Annotated in this window: 14 protein-coding genes and 1 pseudogene; 1 reads left to right on the top strand and 14 read right to left on the bottom strand. The window is 60.7% G+C overall.

Translation table 11 applies throughout. From position 1 onward, the window contains the following. Positions 1-59: 59 nt before the first annotated feature. The 14 genes from EJA70_RS23665 to EJA70_RS23600 all read right to left on the bottom strand — a co-directional run bounded on the left by EJA70_RS23665 (position 60) and on the right by EJA70_RS23600 (position 15,650). Positions 60-389, bottom strand: coding sequence for a hypothetical protein (locus tag EJA70_RS23665; protein WP_008078367.1), 330 nt, complete (start codon positions 387-389; stop codon positions 60-62). Then, a complete protein-coding gene (locus tag EJA70_RS23660; protein ID WP_158833902.1) occupies positions 386-1,291 on the bottom strand; it encodes an alpha/beta hydrolase in 906 nt (301 codons plus the stop codon). Before EJA70_RS23660 ends, EJA70_RS23665 begins: the two co-directional genes overlap by 4 nt. Positions 1,292-1,453: 162 nt before the next feature. Then, positions 1,454-2,704 carry a flavohemoglobin expression-modulating QEGLA motif protein gene (locus tag EJA70_RS23655; protein WP_172680080.1) on the bottom strand — a complete coding sequence of 417 codons (1,251 nt, stop codon included), beginning with the start codon at positions 2,702-2,704 and terminating at the stop codon, positions 1,454-1,456. A gap of 60 nt (positions 2,705-2,764) precedes the next feature. Beyond that, a complete protein-coding gene (locus tag EJA70_RS23650; RefSeq protein ID WP_158833900.1) occupies positions 2,765-3,319 on the bottom strand; it encodes a hypothetical protein in 555 nt (184 codons plus the stop codon). Positions 3,320-3,478: 159 nt separating this feature from the next. Next, positions 3,479-4,192: a TetR/AcrR family transcriptional regulator gene (locus tag EJA70_RS23645; protein ID WP_158833898.1), complete on the bottom strand. Its 714-nt coding sequence runs from the start codon at positions 4,190-4,192 to the stop codon at positions 3,479-3,481. A 105-nt stretch (positions 4,193-4,297) separates the two neighbouring features. Beyond that, on the bottom strand, positions 4,298-5,800 hold the full coding sequence (lysS, locus tag EJA70_RS23640) for a lysine--tRNA ligase (protein ID WP_158833896.1): 1,503 nt from the start codon (positions 5,798-5,800) through the stop codon (positions 4,298-4,300). A gap of 111 nt (positions 5,801-5,911) precedes the next feature. After that, positions 5,912-7,007 (bottom strand): peptide chain release factor 2 gene (prfB, locus tag EJA70_RS23635; RefSeq protein WP_102358477.1). Its coding sequence is split into 2 segments (ribosomal slippage): positions 5,912-6,934 and positions 6,936-7,007, totalling 1,095 coding nucleotides; the frame shifts between segments, so codons are not numbered across the junction. 209 nt (positions 7,008-7,216) lie between these two features. Then, the gene (locus EJA70_RS23630) at positions 7,217-8,218 is read right to left on the bottom strand and encodes a PleD family two-component system response regulator (protein WP_008086602.1); all 1,002 of its coding nucleotides are present in this window, start codon (positions 8,216-8,218) and stop codon (positions 7,217-7,219) included. A 48-nt stretch (positions 8,219-8,266) separates the two neighbouring features. Continuing rightward, a complete protein-coding gene (locus EJA70_RS23625) occupies positions 8,267-9,277 on the bottom strand; it encodes a chemotaxis response regulator protein-glutamate methylesterase (protein WP_008086599.1) in 1,011 nt (336 codons plus the stop codon). Next, entirely contained in the window at positions 9,274-11,547 is a 2,274-nt protein-coding gene (locus EJA70_RS23620; RefSeq protein ID WP_158833894.1) for a hybrid sensor histidine kinase/response regulator, read from the bottom strand. The genes EJA70_RS23625 and EJA70_RS23620 overlap by 4 nt, the downstream gene beginning before the upstream one ends. Further along, positions 11,544-12,227 carry a chemotaxis protein CheW gene (locus EJA70_RS23615; RefSeq protein WP_008086595.1) on the bottom strand — a complete coding sequence of 228 codons (684 nt, stop codon included), beginning with the start codon at positions 12,225-12,227 and terminating at the stop codon, positions 11,544-11,546. The genes EJA70_RS23620 and EJA70_RS23615 overlap by 4 nt, the downstream gene beginning before the upstream one ends. Beyond that, a complete protein-coding gene (locus EJA70_RS23610) occupies positions 12,224-13,495 on the bottom strand; it encodes a protein-glutamate O-methyltransferase CheR (protein WP_158833892.1) in 1,272 nt (423 codons plus the stop codon). The genes EJA70_RS23615 and EJA70_RS23610 overlap by 4 nt, the downstream gene beginning before the upstream one ends. Then, positions 13,492-14,028, bottom strand: a complete 537-nt coding sequence (locus tag EJA70_RS23605; RefSeq protein ID WP_158833890.1) for a chemotaxis protein CheW — start codon at positions 14,026-14,028, stop codon at positions 13,492-13,494. Before EJA70_RS23605 ends, EJA70_RS23610 begins: the two co-directional genes overlap by 4 nt. Beyond that, on the bottom strand, positions 14,028-15,650 hold the full coding sequence (locus tag EJA70_RS23600; RefSeq protein WP_008086589.1) for a methyl-accepting chemotaxis protein: 1,623 nt from the start codon (positions 15,648-15,650) through the stop codon (positions 14,028-14,030). The genes EJA70_RS23605 and EJA70_RS23600 overlap by 1 nt, the downstream gene beginning before the upstream one ends. 526 nt (positions 15,651-16,176) lie before the next feature. Here EJA70_RS23600 and EJA70_RS23595 point away from each other — a divergent pair. Further along, a pseudogene (locus tag EJA70_RS23595) lies at positions 16,177-16,241 on the top strand (type VI secretion system tube protein Hcp); the annotation flags it as partial.

Here is a 16,241-nt window from a genome sequence, read left to right as displayed (position 1 = left end):
AGCTCCTACATTGGAATGCGTTTCCTGTAGGAGCTGCCGAAGGCTGCGATCTTTTGCGTTTATGGCTGGAGTTTTTGCGGGGTCTCTTCGCCCATGCAGCGCACGGCTTTTTTCTGCGCATTGATCAGTACGCCCGTCAGGCCCTTCTGCTCGGTATCAAACAACACGAGCACGCCATCGATGCACTGCGCCACTTGCGGCGCCGGGTCGAGCGAGACTTTGTAGTCTTCGCCCGGCACAGTCTTGAGCATGGTGAATTCGTTGAGCAGCAGCGCATCCTCGGGTTTGGCGAAGTGCAGGTAGCCGTAGTACCACAGCGCCCCGACGGTGCCGAGGATGCTGCAGATACCGGTGATGATCAGCGGGATGGCGTTGCGTTCTTCAGTCATTGCGGACTCTCATCTTCAGAATTCGGGGGTGTCGGGTAATTGGGGATTTCGCCGAGACGGCGCAGGCCGTTGAAATGCTCGGGATCGTCGAGGTAGCGCAGCATCACCTGGCGCCACACCGGGTCGCCGAAGGTTTGCACATGGCCGCCGCGAGTCAGTTGCAGCACACGCGGGGGCGGCGCAGCTTGATACAGACGGATGCCGTTGGAAAGCGGCACCAGCGGATCGTCGAGACTGTGGAAGATCAGCTTGGGCACACCGTTGAGCAGCGGCATCGAGTTGATCGCGCTGTCGCCGTCCGGCACCAGCCACGACAGCGGCACCTGGAATGGCCAGGTCAGCCACGCGGTGCTCAGCGCATATTGGCCGACGCTGCGATAGCTGGCGGGCACGCCATCGAGCACCAGCGCTTTCAGTTGCTTCTGCCGCTCCGGATGTTGCACCAGCCAATGCACTGCCATCGAACCGCCAAGGCTCTGGCCGAGCAGCACCAGCGGTTTGCCTTTGACTTCCGGCGCCTTGTCGAGCCAGGCGAACGCGGCGTCGATGTCCTGATAGATCGCCGGCAAACTCGGTTCGCCCTCGGACAAGCCATAACCGCGGTAGTCCACCAGCAACACTTGATAGCCGTTTTTCGGCAACCACCAACTGCCACCGAGGTGCATCGGCAAATTGCCGCCGTTGCCGTGCAGGTGCAGGACGGTGCCTTTGATCTCGACACCGGGTTTGGCCGGTAGCCACCAGGCGTTGAGCTTCAGGCCATCGGCGGTGACCAGCGTGACGGTGCGGAATTCGAGCTTGGCTTTTTCCGGGGTGAATATTTGACCGGGCTCTGGGTAGAACAACAAAGAGCTGCAACCGCCGAGGGTCAGGAGCAGGCAGAAAATGCCGAGGATTCTCATCCGGTGAAACCTCGCAAAGGAAATTGGCAAAACGATTCAGGGAACAACGAATAACCCTGTGGGAGCTGGCTTGCCAGCGATGGCGGCGGATCAGCCAGCATCAATATTGACTGACAGATTGCAATCGCTGGCAAGCCAGCTCCCACAGGGAATATCAGTTGCTCAAAGGATGTTGGAGTAGTCGGCTTCGATCCGGTCCAGGCTCAAGTGATTGAGGAAGTTGGAGAAGCACATCCACGCCGACAACGCATTCAAATCGCGGAACTGATCCGGCAGATATTTCGGTGCCACCACCAATCCTTCATCCACCAACTGGCGCAAGGTACGCATGTCTTCCAGCGTGGTCTTGCCGCAGAACAACAGCGGGATCTGCTCAAGCTTGCCCTTACGCACGGCCAACTGAATGTAGTTGTAAACCATGATAAAGCCCTTGAGATAGGACAAGTCTTTAGTAAATGGCAGCCCCGTCGGCGTCGATCCACGGAACACTCGACTGGCGTTGCCGTAACTTTCCGCCATCTCGAAACCCTGCTCGCGGAAGAACTCGAACACCTGCAAGAAGTCGGCGCCCTCCTCGACCATGTGAATGGCGCGGGTACGGTTAGTCAGTTTGCGCAGGCGGCTCGGATAAGAGGCGAAGGTGATGATCTCCATCAGAATCGCCAGGCCTTCCTGCGTTACCGTCGACGACGGCGGGCCTTTCGACAGGAAGGTGCAGATCGGCTGGTTCAGGCCGTTAAGCGTGGTGCCCACATGTACCAGCCCTTCGTGGACTTCCAGCGCGCGCACGTCGCGATCGTTGAACATCGCGTCGGTGCGGATCTTGATGTAGTCGGCGCCCGCCGCCGCGTCGGCAACGATGCCGTCGGACTCGAACACGCGAATGGTTTCCTCGGCCTCGCCAAAAACCTTGTTCAGACGCGTCTGCAGCAGGTGCACGGCGTCTTTGGCGGTGAGGGTTTTCGGCTCATCCTTCAAGTCGCCACGGCCATCGATGTTGTTGAGGTAGTCGGACATCATCAGGCCAAGGTCGGCCAGGGTCGGGTCGCCGGCGTGGAACGCATCGGACGCGGCGCCATACAACTCTTGCGAGATCAGGCCGAAATCCTCGGTGCCGCGCGCTTCGAGCATGCGCACGACCATGCGGTACTCCTTGCACATGCGCCGCATGATCTGCCCGACCGGGTTGAACTGGCCGAGCTGGCGGGTGATGTCGCGCTCGATGTTCTGGAATTCCAGTTTGACCTTGCTCGAATCGAAACTCAGTGGTCGATTGAGGTAGTAGTCGCGGTCGATCGCCGGCATTTCCTTGCCTTTGGCCTTGAGAAAACCCTTGCGGATGTTCTCGTCCCACTTGACCGCGTCGAGCACGCGAATCGGCGTTTGGGCCAGCACAATGCGGTCGGACAACATGCGTATCGTCTGCTGGTAATCGTCCACCCGAAACTCCTGTAGAAAACCTGACGTGATGAATTATTGGGCGCGGGCCTGGCGCTGGTAGCGCACGGCTTCGACGAAAACATCGGAATTGGCCGGATCGTCGAGGTAAGCAAAGACCTTGTCGAGGTTGCTGTCGACTTGCACACCGTCGCCATCGTCGGTCTGGAAGGCCTGACCGTCGAGGGCTTTTTGCTTGATCGCTTGATTGATCTGTTCGAGATCGAGGTTGTAGACCACCAATTCGTGTTTATCGGTGAGTTCGAAACCGGCGATGGTGAAGTGGCCGCCGTACTGCGCCGGGACTTTCGCCGACAGGTACCAGCGGCTGCCGTGGCGCGAGACGGTGAACGGATAGGCTTCGCGCTCGCGGGGTTTGGCTTTGAAATACGTGACCGCCTGATAGCGATCATTGCCCAGGCGCGTCAGCTCAAGGTTCATCGGCTCACCCCAGGCATTGGTGCTCGACCATTTGCCGAGCAGGCCCTTGGGCGCCGGCTCACTGGCGGCCAGCGGTTCCTTGAACGTCACCAGACAGCCACTGAGCAGCAGGAACGACAAGGCGATCAGCACGCCACGCCAGGCTTTCATTCGATACTCCCTATGAACATTCGCCGCCCTCATGGTGATCGATCGTTCCCACGCTCTGCGTGGGAATGCATCCACTGACGCTCTGCGTCATGTCGGCAAGGGACGCGGAGCGTCCCGGGCGGCATTCCCACGCAGAGCGTGAGGAACGATCAGCGCAGTTCAGACCGATGCGAGCACCAGGTGCATGTAGCGCGTCAGAATGCCGAGCATGTCTTCTTCGGCCAAAGGCTCGGCTTCGTTGAGCAGGCCCTGATATTCCATCCGTCCGATAATCGCCGTCAACACCTTGGCATCCTGTTGCGGTTCGCGCGAGCCCAGCACCTGAAACAACTGGCAGGTGCCCTGCAGCAGAATCTGCTGATGCGAACGCACCAGAATCGCCAGGCGCGGGTTGAGCAGCGCTTCCTGACGGAAAGCCTGCTCGGCCATCAAATGCTCGCGGCGGTTAACCAATTGCCGATGCACGTAGTCAGCCATCAACCGCGCAATATCGTCAGCCAGTTGCGAGCGCGACTCGGGACTGCCGTCGCCACTGACGACCATTTCGCGCAGCAAACCTTCATTGTTGACCCACAACTTGGCCATGTACGCCGCGCTGCGTTCAACGTATTGAGCGAAGGTATCGGTGAGCAGGTCATCGATGTCCTTGAAGTAGTAGGTCGTCGCCGACAGCGGCACACCGGCCTCGGCGGCCACTGCCCGGTGACGCACCGCACGTACGCCGTCGCGCACGACAATGCGCATTGCGGCGTCGAGAATGTCCTGTCGACGCTGCTCACTGCCCTGTCGGCTGGCCTTGCGACCCTGGTACTGAACACTTTCAGCGACCGCAGTGGCGATACCCGCTGCACCCTCTTGAGCTATTGCACCCATCACGACAGAACTTCCTCTGCTATTGCGAAATTAACCAATTGATACATTTGTACCAGACAGGCAATAAAAAGCCGCCTGTTTTAGGCGGCTTTTTAACTGAAACGTTTACGCTTGCGGTCGCATGTGCGGGAACAGGATCACATCGCGGATCGACGGCGAGTTGGTCAGCAACATCACCAGTCGGTCGATGCCGATGCCTTCACCCGCCGTTGGCGGCATGCCGTACTCCAGCGCGCGAACGAAGTCGGCGTCGTAGTGCATGGCTTCGTCGTCGCCGGCGTCCTTGTCGGCCACCTGCGCCATGAAGCGCTCGGCCTGGTCTTCCGCGTCGTTCAACTCGGAGTAGGCGTTGGCGATTTCACGGCCACCGATGAACAGTTCGAAACGGTCAGTGACGTTCGGGTTGTCGTCGTTGCGACGGGCCAGCGGCGACACTTCGAACGGGTATTGAGTGATGAAGTGCGGCTGTTCCAGCTTGTGCTCGACCAGCTCTTCGAAAATCATCACCTGCAGTTTGCCCAGACCTTCGAAGCCCAGCACCTTGGCACCGGCCTTCTTGGCGATGGCGCGGGCCTTGTCGATGTCGTTCAGATCATCGGCAGTCAGCTCAGGGTTGTACTTGAGGATCGAGTCGAACACCGACAGGCGTACGAACGGCTCGCCGAAGTGGAACACCTTGTCGCCGTACGGCACGTCGGTGCTGCCCAGAACCAGCTGCGCCAGTTCACGGAACAGTTCTTCGGTCAGGTCCATGTTGTCTTCGTAATCGGCGTACGCCTGATAGAACTCCAACATGGTGAACTCAGGGTTGTGACGAGTCGAAACGCCTTCGTTACGGAAGTTGCGGTTGATCTCGAAAACCTTTTCAAAACCACCAACCACCAGACGCTTCAGGTACAGCTCCGGGGCGATACGCAGGAACATTTCCATGTCCAGCGCATTGTGGTGGGTTTCAAACGGCTTGGCTGCGGCGCCGCCAGGAATGGTCTGCAGCATCGGCGTTTCGACTTCGAGGAAGTCGCGCTTCATCAGGAAGCTGCGGATGTGCGCGATCACTTGCGAACGCACACGGAAGGTCTGGCGCACTTCGTCGTTGACGATCAGGTCAACGTAACGCTGACGGTAGCGCTGTTCGGTGTCGGTCAGGCCGTGGTGCTTGTCCGGCAGCGGACGCAGCGATTTGGTCAGCAGACGTACGTGGGTCATTTCAACGTACAGGTCGCCCTTGCCGGAACGCGCCAGGATGCCTTCGGCGGCAATGATGTCGCCCATGTCCCAGGTTTTCACCGCGGCCAGGGTGTCTTCCGACAGAGTTTTACGGTTGACGTAGACCTGGATGCGACCGGTCATGTCCTGGATCACCATGAACGAGCCACGGTTGAGCATGATGCGACCGGCAACCTTGACCGGGATTGCAGCCTCTGCCAGCTCTTCCTTGGTCTTGTCCGCGTATTTCTTCTGCAGATCTTCGCAGTAGTTTTCGCGGCGGAAGTCGTTCGGGAAGGCGTTGCCCTTGGCGCGCTCGGCAGCCAGCTTTTCCTTGCGCAGGGCGATCAGGGAGTTTTCTTCCTGTTGCAGGGCTTGCGGGTCGAGTTGTTGGTCGCTCATGTCTTTAGATATTCCATCACAGGTTCGTTACCCCCGGCGTGGCGCCGGGGTTCGCGGGCAAGCCTTGCTCCTACAGGGTCGCGTGTTACCGCGACCACTGCAGAGCAGGCCTTACAGCCCTGATTTCAGGCTGGCATACAGGTATTCGTCGATGTCGCCGTCGAGTACCTTGTCGCAGTCGCTGCGTTCGATGTTGGTGCGCAGATCCTTGATCCGCGACGCATCGAGCACGTACGAGCGAATCTGGTGACCCCAGCCGATGTCGGACTTGGTGTCTTCCAGCGCTTGCGACGCGGCGTTGCGTTTCTGCATTTCCTGCTCGTACAACTTGGCCCGCAGCATTTTCATGGCGGTGTCTTTGTTGGCGTGCTGGGAACGTTCGTTCTGGCAGCTGACCACGGTGTTGGTCGGTACGTGAGTGATACGTACGGCCGAGTCGGTGGTGTTTACGTGCTGACCACCGGCACCCGAGGAACGATAGGTGTCGATCCGCAAGTCTGCCGGGTTGATTTCGATTTCCACCTTGTCGTCGATCTCTGGTGAGACGAAAACGGCGGAGAACGAGGTGTGGCGACGGTTGCCGGAGTCGAACGGGCTCTTGCGCACCAAGCGGTGTACGCCGATCTCGGTACGCAGCCAGCCAAAGGCGTATTCGCCCTTGATGTGTACGGTCGCGCCTTTGATACCGGCGACTTCACCGGCCGACAGTTCCATGATCGTGGCGTCGAAACCGCGCTTATCCGCCCAGCGCAGGTACATGCGCAGGAGGATGTTGGCCCAGTCCTGGGCTTCGGTGCCGCCGGAACCGGCCTGGATGTCCAGGTAGGCGTTGTTCGGGTCCATTTCATGGCTGAACATGCGGCGGAATTCCAGCTTGGCCAGATTTTCCTCGAGACGGGCCAGCTCGGCGACGACATCGCCCACTGCGCCTTCGTCGTTTTCTTCGACGGCCATGTCCAGCAGATCGCGGCAATCGGCCAGGCCGGCGTTCAGTTCATCGAGGGTGTCGACGATCTGCGCCAGCGCCGAACGCTCGCGGCCCAGCTCCTGGGCGTATTCAGGTTTGTTCCAGACACTCGGATCTTCAAGCTCGCGATTGACCTCAGTCAGACGCTCATGCTTTTGATCGTAGTCAAAGATACCCCCGAATAGTTTCGGAGCGCTCGGACAGGTCCTTGATGGTGTTCAGGATCGGGTTGATTTCCATGACGGGCAGCACTCGTTGGCGAACTTTTGAAAGCCGGCGAGTATACCGTAAACAGGCTGTGACGGCAGCCCGTCTGGCGGCTGTGGGGGTGATTCACTTGACACACTTCACCTGTAGGAGCTGCCGAAGGCTGCGATCTTTTGACTTTGATTTTAAAAACAGGTCAAAAGATCGCAGCCTGCGGCAGCTCCTACAGGGGATTGCGGTGGTTATTCGATGCCGACCTGGTTGCGGCCATTGTTTTTGGCCAGGTACAGGCCCCGGTCTGCGGCCGAGATCAGCAGGCGGCAATCGCTGCCCGACTGCGGCACCATGGTTGCCAGGCCGATGCTGATGGTCAGGCTCGCGCCATCCGCCGGGGTGTTGTGCGGGATTTTCAGCGAGGCCACGGTCTGGCGCAGCTTCTCCGCGACCAACCGCGCACCACCCGGCGAGGTGTTCGGCAGCACCAGCGCAAATTCTTCGCCGCCGTAACGCGCCGGCAAGTCCGACGGCCGCGCACTGGCATCACGAATCGCCGTGGCCACTTTGCGCAACGCCTCATCCCCCTCAACGTGGCCAAAACTGTCGTTGTAGGACTTGAAGTAATCAACATCGATCATCAACAACGACAACTGACTCTGATCGCGCAGCGAACGGCGCCACTCCAGCTCCAGGTACTCATCGAAGTGGCGGCGATTGGACAACCCGGTGAGGCCATCGGAGTTCATCAGTCGTTGCAGCACCAGATTGGTGTCGAGCAACTGCTGCTGACTGACCCGCAGCGCGCGGTACGCCGCATCCCGCTGCAGCAACGTCATGTACGAGCGCGAGTGATAACGGATGCGCGCCACCAGTTCGATGGTGTCCGGCAGTTTCACCAGATAATCGTTGGCCCCGGCCGAGAACGCCGCGCTCTTGATCAACGGGTCTTCCTTGGTCGACAGGACGATGATCGGGATGTCCTTGGTCGCCGGGTGATTGCGGTATTCGCGCACCAGGCTCAGGCCGTCGAGGCCGGGCATCACCAGATCCTGGAGGATCACCGTCGGCTTGATCCGCACCGCTTGCGCAATGGCCTGATGCGGGTCCGAGCAGAAGTGGAAGTCGATGTTCTCTTCGTTCGACAGCCCACGGCGCACGGCCTCGCCGATCATCGCCTGATCGTCCACCAACAACACCATGGCGGCGTTTTCGTCGGTTTTAATGTCGTCGATCTGTAAGTCATTCATGGGCGGTCACCTGAGTACTGCGCGGTCCAGGATTGCGGATAAGTCGGTTCATTTGGGGAAAATCTCCAGCAATCGTGGCGCTATCTTTTCCAAGGGGCGAATTTCTACGGCGGCATCGATCGCAGCGGCGGCCTTGGGCATGCCATACACCGCACTGCTCTGCTGATCCTGCGCGATGGTCAGGTAACCCTGTTGGCGCATGAGCTTAAGCCCTTGCGCGCCGTCGCGCCCCATCCCGGTCAATAAAACCCCGACCGCATCACCGTTCCAGTAACTGGCGACACTTTCGAAAAACACGTCGATGGAGGGCCGGTAGATCTCATTGACCGGCTCGGCGGTGTAGGCCAGCGTGCCGTTCTTGAGTAGACGAATATGATGGTTGGTGCCGGCCAGCAGCACCGCGCCAGCTTGCGGCGGCTCGCCTTCGCGGGCCAGACGTACATCCAGGCCGCTGGCACTGGCCAGCCATTCGGCCATGCCGGCGGCAAAGACCTGATCGACGTGCTGCACCAGCACAATCGCCGCCGAGAAATCCCGGGGCAGGCCTTTGAGCAACACTTCCAGCGCTGCCGGGCCGCCCGCCGATGAACCGATCGCCACCAGTCGCTGGCGCGAGCCCGAGCTGCGCTGCGGTGTCGGTGCCGGGCGCGAGCGCGGTGCCTTGTCGCCGATCAGCCAGCCAATATTGAGGATCTTGCGCAGCAACGGCGCGGCGGCTTCCCGTGCGTCGCCGGCACCGAGGGCCGGGGTGTCGACCACATCCAGCGCGCCGTGGCCCATGGCTTCGAAGACGCGATGGACGTTCTGCTGGCGGTCGACGGTTACGATGACGATGGCGCACGGGGTTTCGGCCATGATCCGGCGAGTGGCTTCGACGCCGTCCATCACCGGCATGATCAAATCCATGAGGATCAGATCCGGGGTGTTTTCGGCGCACAGTTGCACCGCCTCGGCGCCATTGCGGGCGACCCAGACCACCTGATGCGCCGGCTCGAAAGCCAATGCACGACGCAGGGCCTCCACCGCCATTGGCATGTCGTTGACGATTGCGATCTTCATGCCCGCGCTCCTCCGATGAGCTCGACCACTGCGTCGAGCAGGGCGTCGTCATGAAAACTGGCTTTGGCTAAATAATAGTCCGCCCCGGCGTCCAGGCCACGGCGGCGATCCTCTTCACGATCCTTGTACGAGACGACCATCACCGGCAGCGATTGCAGGCGGTTGTCGCGGCGCAACAGGGTGACCAGTTCGATGCCGTCCATGCGCGGCATGTCGATGTCGGTGATCAGCAAATCGAAGTCCTCCGAACGCAATGCGTTCCAACCGTCCATGCCGTCCACCGCCACCGCGACGTCGTAGCCACGGTTGAGCAGCAGCTTGCGTTGCAACTCGCGCACGGTCAGCGAGTCGTCGACCACCAGCACCCGCTTGCGCGCGGCCTCGGCGGCTTGATTGCCGTGACGGGCGATGCGCTCGAGGCGACCGGTATTGAGCAATTTGTCCACCGACCGCAGCATGTCTTCGACATCGACAATCAACACCACCGAACCGTCGTCGAGCAAGGCCCCGGCGGAGATGTCCTGCACTTTGCCCAGACGTTCGTCGAGTGGCAAGACCACCAGCGTGCGCTCACCGATGAAGCGCTCGACTGCCACGCCGTAGACGGCATCACGCTCGCGGATCACCACGACCTTGAGGGTTTCGCCACTGTTCTGACTGGCCGGGCGGTTGAGCAACTGGCTGGCCGCGACCAGGCCGACATGCTGACCTTCGTGCCAGAAATGCTGACGACCTTCGACCTGGACAATGTCTTCTGGGGCCAGATCGCACATGCGTTCGATGTGCGCCAGCGGGAAGGCATAGGCTTCTTCACCGACTTCCACCACCAGACTGCGCACCACTGACAAAGTCAGCGGCACTTCGAGATGGAAACGACTGCCCTCGCCCGCCGTCTGCTCCAGCTCCACGGCGCCGCGCAGTTGCCGAACCATGTGTTGCACAGCATCGAGCCCGACGCCGCGACCGGACACTTCAGTGACCGTATCGCGCAGGCTGAAACCGGGCAGGAACAGGAACGTCAGCAATTCTTCTTCGCTTAACTGCGCCGCCGTTTCCGCTGGGGACAACTGCCGCTCGACGATGCTGCGGCGGACCTTTTCCAGATCAACGCCATTGCCGTCATCGCTCAGCTCCAGCACCAGCAAACCGGCCTGGTGCGAAGCGCGCAGGCGGATCAGGCCTTCTTCCGGCTTACCCTTGAGCAAACGCTGCTCCGGGGTTTCGATGCCGTGATCGACCGCGTTGCGCAGCAAATGGGTCAGTGGCGCTTCGAGCTTCTCCAGCACGTCACGATCGACTTGAGTCTTCTCGCCTTCGACCTCCAGGCGCACCTGTTTGCCGAGGCTGCGACCGAGGTCCCGGACCATGCGCACTTGGCCGCTGAGCACGTCGGCGAACGGCCGCATGCGGCAGGCCAATGCGGTGTCGTAAAGCACCTGCGCGCGCTGGCTGGCCTGCCAGGCGAACTCGTCGAGCTCGGCGTTTTTCTCGCTCAGTAGTTGTTGCGACTCGGCGAGCAAGCGCCGTGCATCTTCCAGCGCTTCCAGCGCCTCAAGGCTCAGCGCGTGTTCCTTGAGGTGCACGTTGAGGTTTTCCAGTGCGCGCAGGCCGTTGTTCTGCATGCGCTTGAGGCGCTGCATGGTTGCCAGATGCGGCTTGAGCCGCTGGGTTTCCACCAGCGATTTACTCGACAGATCGAGCAGGCTGTTGAGGCGCTCAGCGGTAACGCGAAGAACGCGTTCGCCGCCTTCGGTAGTACGTTTGCCTTTGCGTGACGGTGGCTGCTCGGAAGGTTCGACCGGCACGTCTATAGAAGACGCGGGCGGCGCTTCAAGCTGCAACTCGGCCATGACCGGTGCCGCCACGGGCACGGGCGGCGCTGATGGATCGAGCAGGCGCCCCATCAACGCGACGTACGTTTCGATATCGCTCGGCTGCGGCGCACTGCCAGGGGTGGCGATGCGCATCAGCAAATCGGTGCCCTGCAACAACGCGTCGATGTGTTCCGGGCGCAGCAACAACCGCCCTTCCTGCGCACTGACCAGGCAATCTTCCATCACATGCGCGACGCTGACACCGCTGTCGATGCCAACGATCCGCGCCGCGCCCTTGAGCGAATGCGCCGCACGCATGCACGATTCGAGTTGATCGGCCTGGGTCGGATTGCGTTCCAGCGCCAGCAGCCCGGCGCTGAGCACTTGGGTCTGCGCTTCGGCTTCGAGGCTGAACAGCTCCAGCAAGGAGGCGTCGCGCATTTGCTCGGGGGTCATGTAAGGCTCCGGGTCACGGCGGACAACAACTGTTCTTCATCCAGCCAACGCAGGCTGCGACCGCGAAACTGCAAAACGCCACGGGTGAATTTGGCACTGGCTTGCTCACCGGATTGCGAGGCGGCATCAAGGATGCGCTCGTCGATGGCATGTATGCCGTCGACCTCATCCACCGGCACCACCACCGGCCCGCCATGGGCGGCGATGATCAACATGCGCGGCATGATTCGCCCGCTGCTGGCCGGTGCAGCGCTGCCGTCCAGATCAAGCAATTCAACCAGCGACAGACACGCCACCAGCGCGCCGCGCACATTGGCCACGCCGAGCAAGGCCCGCGAACGCTGATGCGGCAGGGAATGAATGGCCTGCAGCGGCGCGACCTCGACCAGACTGCGCGTGGCCAGCCCCAGCCATTCTTCACCGAGGCGAAACATCAGCAGCGAACGGGTTTTCACATCCGTTTCGACGGCGCTGGCCACCGGGTCGCGCTCATCCTGCTGCAACGAATAACGGTCAAGCAGACGCGTGGCGGCGGCGGAATACACCGAGCAATTGCGGCAATGAATATGTTCTTCGAGCAGCGGGCAGGACTTGTCGCCGTGAATGCCGATACGGTTCCAGCAATCGTCGATGGCCCGGGCGTCTTCGTGGGTGACGTTCAAGGTGTCGGACGCGATCATCGTTTACGCTCACTGTCGGCGGTGCGGCCGCTGCGGGCAGCGCGCTCCTGCAATCGTCTGGCACCGGCGCTGTCGCCCTGAGCCTGCAGCAACGCGGCCAGGTGCATCAACGCTTCAGGGTGTTGCGGTTCAAGGTACAGCGCCTTGCGGTAGAAACCCTGGGCTTCAAGGGTCAGCCCGGCGACATCGCTGAGCAGGCCGAGCCAGTAAAACACCTGAGCCACGGGCTCATGGCTGCGCAAATACTGTTCACACGCGGCGCGTGCTTCGGCGCTTTTACCTTCGTTGGCCAGCGCGGCAATGTTCGCCAGCAATGCTGCCGCGTCCGGGTTCGCGCTGTTGCGGGTGATCGGCAGTGGCGTTACTGCGCTGAACGGCCGATTGCGCACCGGAGGTGGCGAAGGGCTGCGTGGCGCTGGGCTGATCGGCAACGTGACAGGTTTTGGCGTCGGCAGCGGCTCGGGATGCGGATCGCTATGACGACTGAACGCAAAAGACTGCGGGATGCCGATCGAACGCATGCCCAGACGCCCGAGCAGACTGCCCTCGGCGGGGCCGATAAACAGCACGCCGTCGACATGCGTCAGGCGTTTGAGCACTTCGAACACTTGCTTCTGCGTGGGCTGATCGAAATAAATCAACAGGTTGCGGCAGAACACAAAATCGAACGCGGGCTCGCTGGCCAGCAACGCCGGATCAAGCACATTGCCGACTTGCAGACGCACCTGCTCACGGACATTTTCATTGACCCGATGGCCGTCCTGCTCGGCGCTGAAATGCCGTTCGCGATAGTCCAGATCCTGGCCGCGAAACGAGTTCTTGCCGTACAGCGCCCGCCGCGCCTTTTCCACGGACAGCGGGCTGACGTCCATGCCATCGACCTTGAACTGATGCGGCTTGAGCCCGGCATCGAGCAACGCCATGGCAATCGAATAGGGTTCTTCGCCGGTGGAACACGGCAGGCTGAGAATGCGCAAGGCACGCATGTTATTCAGCTCGTCGAGGCGATTTCGCGCCAGTTTGCCCAGGGTGGCGAACGATTCCGGGTAACGGAAAAACCAGGTTTCCGGGACGATCACTGCTTCGATCAGCGCTTGCTGTTCATCGCGCGAGCCTTGCAGCAGTTGCCAATACTCATCGGCATGCGCGGCCTGCGAGAGCGTCGTGCGCTGCCGCACCGCGCGCTCGATGATCGCCGGGCCAACCGAGGTCACATCAAGGCCGATGCGTTCCTTGAGGAAGTCGAAAAAGCGCTGATCGTTGCTCATGGCTGCGCCTCAAGCTGCGCCGGGTCCAGCGGTGGAGTGGGGAACAATAGAGTACGCACGGACTCATCGAGCAAGTCATTGACCCGCACCCATTGCACCAGCCCCTGCGCATCTTCGCGCACCGGGCCGAGGTACGGCGCCTCACGGTTATCGAGACCGTAAGGCTGAAATTCCTGCGGATGACAGCGCAGGGTATCGGTGGCCTGTTCGAGGATCAGCCCGAGCCATTGCGCCGCTTGCGTGGCGTCCGGGCGGTAGTTCACCAGCACCAGCCGCGTGCTGGTGCGCGCCTCGGCCGATTGGCCGAACGTCAGCGCGCTGAGGTCGATCACTGGCACCACCGCGCCGCGATAGGCGAACACTCCGGCGACCCATTGGGGCGCGCGGGCAATCGCTTTCAACGGCAGGCGCGGCAGCACTTCCGCTACTTCGGTGGCGCGCAAGGCGTAACGCTCGCTGCCGATGCGAAACAGCAGGAACAGCGCCGGCTTCGTCACGGGCGCGGCACCGCGTTTGGCGATGATGTCGCTCATCAGACTTTGAATCGCGAAACGCCGCTGCGCAGCCCGACGGCCACCTGGCTCAGTTCGTCGATGGCGAAACTGGCCTGACGCAGCGACTCGACGGTCTGGCTGCTGGCATCGCCCAACTGCACCAGCGCATGGTTGATCTGCTCGGCGCCAGTGGCCTGGGCCTGCATGCCTTCATTGACCATCAACACCCGCGGCGCCAGCGCCTGCACTTGATGGATGATCTGTGACAGCTGCTCGCCGACCTGCTGCACTTCGGACATGCCGCGGCGCACTTCTTCGGAGAATTTGTCCATGCCCATCACACCGGCCGATACCGCCGACTGAATCTCGCGAACCATTTGTTCGATGTCATAGGTGGCGACAGCGGTCTGATCCGCCAGACGTCGCACTTCGGTGGCGACCACGGCAAAGCCGCGACCGTACTCACCGGCCTTCTCCGCTTCGATCGCGGCGTTGAGCGAGAGCAGGTTGGTCTGGTCGGCGACTTTGACGATGGTCACCACCACCTGATTAATGTTGCCGGCCTTCTCATTGAGAATGGCCAGTTTGGCGTTGACCAGATCGGCGGCACCCATCACCGAGTGCATGGTGTCTTCCATGCGCGCCAGGCCTTGCTGGCCGGAACCGGCGAGTACCGAAGCCTGATCGGCGGCGGTCGATACTTCGGTCATGGTGCGCACCAGATCGCGCGAGGTGGCAGCAATCTCGCGGGAGGTCGCGCCGATCTCAGTGGTGGTCGCAGCAGTTTCGGTAGCGGTGGCTTGTTGTTGCTTGGAGGTGGCAGCGATTTCGGTGACCGACGTGGTCACTTGCACCGACGAGCGCTGGGCCTGGGACACCAGCGAGGTCAGCTCGGTCATCATGTCGTTGAAGCCGGTTTCGACGGCGCCGAATTCGTCCTTGCGGTCGAGGTTCAGGCGCGAACTGAGGTCGCCGGTGCGCATGGTTTCGAGGATCTTCACGATGCGGTTCATCGGCGCCATGATTGCGCGCATCAACAGCAAACCGCAGAGACCGGCAGCCAAGACCGCAACCAGCAGGGAAACGAACATGCTGACTTTGGCGGCGGCCACGGCATCGTCGATATTGGCCATGGCCTGATCGGCAACTTTCTTGTTTTCGCCGATGATGTCGTTGAGTTTCGTACGACCGCTGTACCACGCCGGCGTGAGCTTCTCGTGGAACAGCTTCACCGCATCGGCTTCCAGATTGCGCTTGTGCAAATCAAGCACCGCGTCCTGAATCTGCATGTAGTTATCGTGGTACTTCACGAAGGCGGCGAATTCGCTACGGTCCTCGTCGGTCGCCATGGTCTTGCGGTAATTCTCCATCTGCTCCTGCAGACGGTTCTCAAAGGATTTGTACTCGGCAGCGTCTTCGCTGCTGATGCCCTGACCTTCCTTGAGGCCGAGCAATTCCTGAGTCTGCAGATAGCTGTCGACCCAGGCACCACGAATCATCGAGCTGTAATAGACACCGGGAATCGCATCGTCGCGGACACTGTTTTCACTGGCTTCGATCTTCAACAGTCGCGAGTACGACAGCACCACCATCAGCAACATGATGGCGATAATCACCGCAAAGCTCGCCAAAATGCGTTGGCGCAACGTCCAGTTCTTCACAGTGATTCCTCGTGCCTAGGTCGAAATGCGGGGAGTATAGCCGAGGGCGGTGTTTCATTTATAAGACGCTTTTTAACCCTCGCACCCGCCGCGGCTAAACCGGCACGGGCTCTGGCTTGGGACTTTCCAGCAAGCGAAGGTCAACTGGCCAGTGACGGAATGGTAGAAAGGGGCGCTGGATCGGTCATTTTTGAACGAACGGTTTATTCGCGATGATAGCCACGAGCCATTGTGCGCAAGAAGTTGCGCACTTGTTTTCGTTTTTCACCCATCAATTCCTCTACAGCCCACGTCCAACGTGGCCTACAGACGAGTGCGCAAGAAGTTGCGCAGTACTGCGCAACTTCTTGCGCACTTTTACCCTGTTTCGCCTGCCAAAAAACTGCAAAGCCGTAGGCTAGAGCGGTCTAACCCCCGGCTGCCGGGGACTTGGCAAAAGCTGGCACGGTCCTTGATATGTTTTTGGCACCCACCGGGCGATTTCGCCTCCCGGGCACCTTAAATTATTCCGCAAGGAGAGCACCCCATGGCAACACCAGCGTACATGTCGGTTACCGGCGAAAAACAAGGCCTGATCACTGCAGGCGCATT

Source organism: Pseudomonas sp. PB103 (assembly GCF_009764635.1).
Classification (GTDB): Bacteria; Pseudomonadota; Gammaproteobacteria; order Pseudomonadales; family Pseudomonadaceae; genus Aquipseudomonas.
Note: the sequence above shows the minus strand (reverse complement) of the source record. Positions and strands in the feature narration are given on the sequence as shown.

What these genes read in the sequence shown, in the direction of transcription:
- EJA70_RS23630 (WP_008086602.1), bottom strand. Translation starts at nt 8,218, where the DNA reads ATGAATGACTTACAGATCGACGACATTAAAACCGACGAAAACGCCGCC.
- EJA70_RS23665 (WP_008078367.1), bottom strand. Translation starts at nt 389, where the DNA reads ATGACTGAAGAACGCAACGCCATCCCGCTGATCATCACCGGTATCTGC.
- EJA70_RS23655 (WP_172680080.1), bottom strand. Translation starts at nt 2,704, where the DNA reads ATGTTGTCCGACCGCATTGTGCTGGCCCAAACGCCGATTCGCGTGCTC.
- EJA70_RS23625 (WP_008086599.1), bottom strand. Translation starts at nt 9,277, where the DNA reads ATGAAGATCGCAATCGTCAACGACATGCCAATGGCGGTGGAGGCCCTG.
- EJA70_RS23660 (WP_158833902.1), bottom strand. Translation starts at nt 1,291, where the DNA reads ATGAGAATCCTCGGCATTTTCTGCCTGCTCCTGACCCTCGGCGGTTGC.
- EJA70_RS23610 (WP_158833892.1), bottom strand. Translation starts at nt 13,495, where the DNA reads ATGAGCAACGATCAGCGCTTTTTCGACTTCCTCAAGGAACGCATCGGC.
- EJA70_RS23645 (WP_158833898.1), bottom strand. Translation starts at nt 4,192, where the DNA reads ATGGGTGCAATAGCTCAAGAGGGTGCAGCGGGTATCGCCACTGCGGTC.
- lysS (WP_158833896.1), bottom strand. Translation starts at nt 5,800, where the DNA reads ATGAGCGACCAACAACTCGACCCGCAAGCCCTGCAACAGGAAGAAAAC.
- EJA70_RS23650 (WP_158833900.1), bottom strand. Translation starts at nt 3,319, where the DNA reads ATGAAAGCCTGGCGTGGCGTGCTGATCGCCTTGTCGTTCCTGCTGCTC.
- EJA70_RS23620 (WP_158833894.1), bottom strand. Translation starts at nt 11,547, where the DNA reads ATGACCCCCGAGCAAATGCGCGACGCCTCCTTGCTGGAGCTGTTCAGC.
- EJA70_RS23605 (WP_158833890.1), bottom strand. Translation starts at nt 14,028, where the DNA reads ATGAGCGACATCATCGCCAAACGCGGTGCCGCGCCCGTGACGAAGCCG.
- EJA70_RS23615 (WP_008086595.1), bottom strand. Translation starts at nt 12,227, where the DNA reads ATGATCGCGTCCGACACCTTGAACGTCACCCACGAAGACGCCCGGGCC.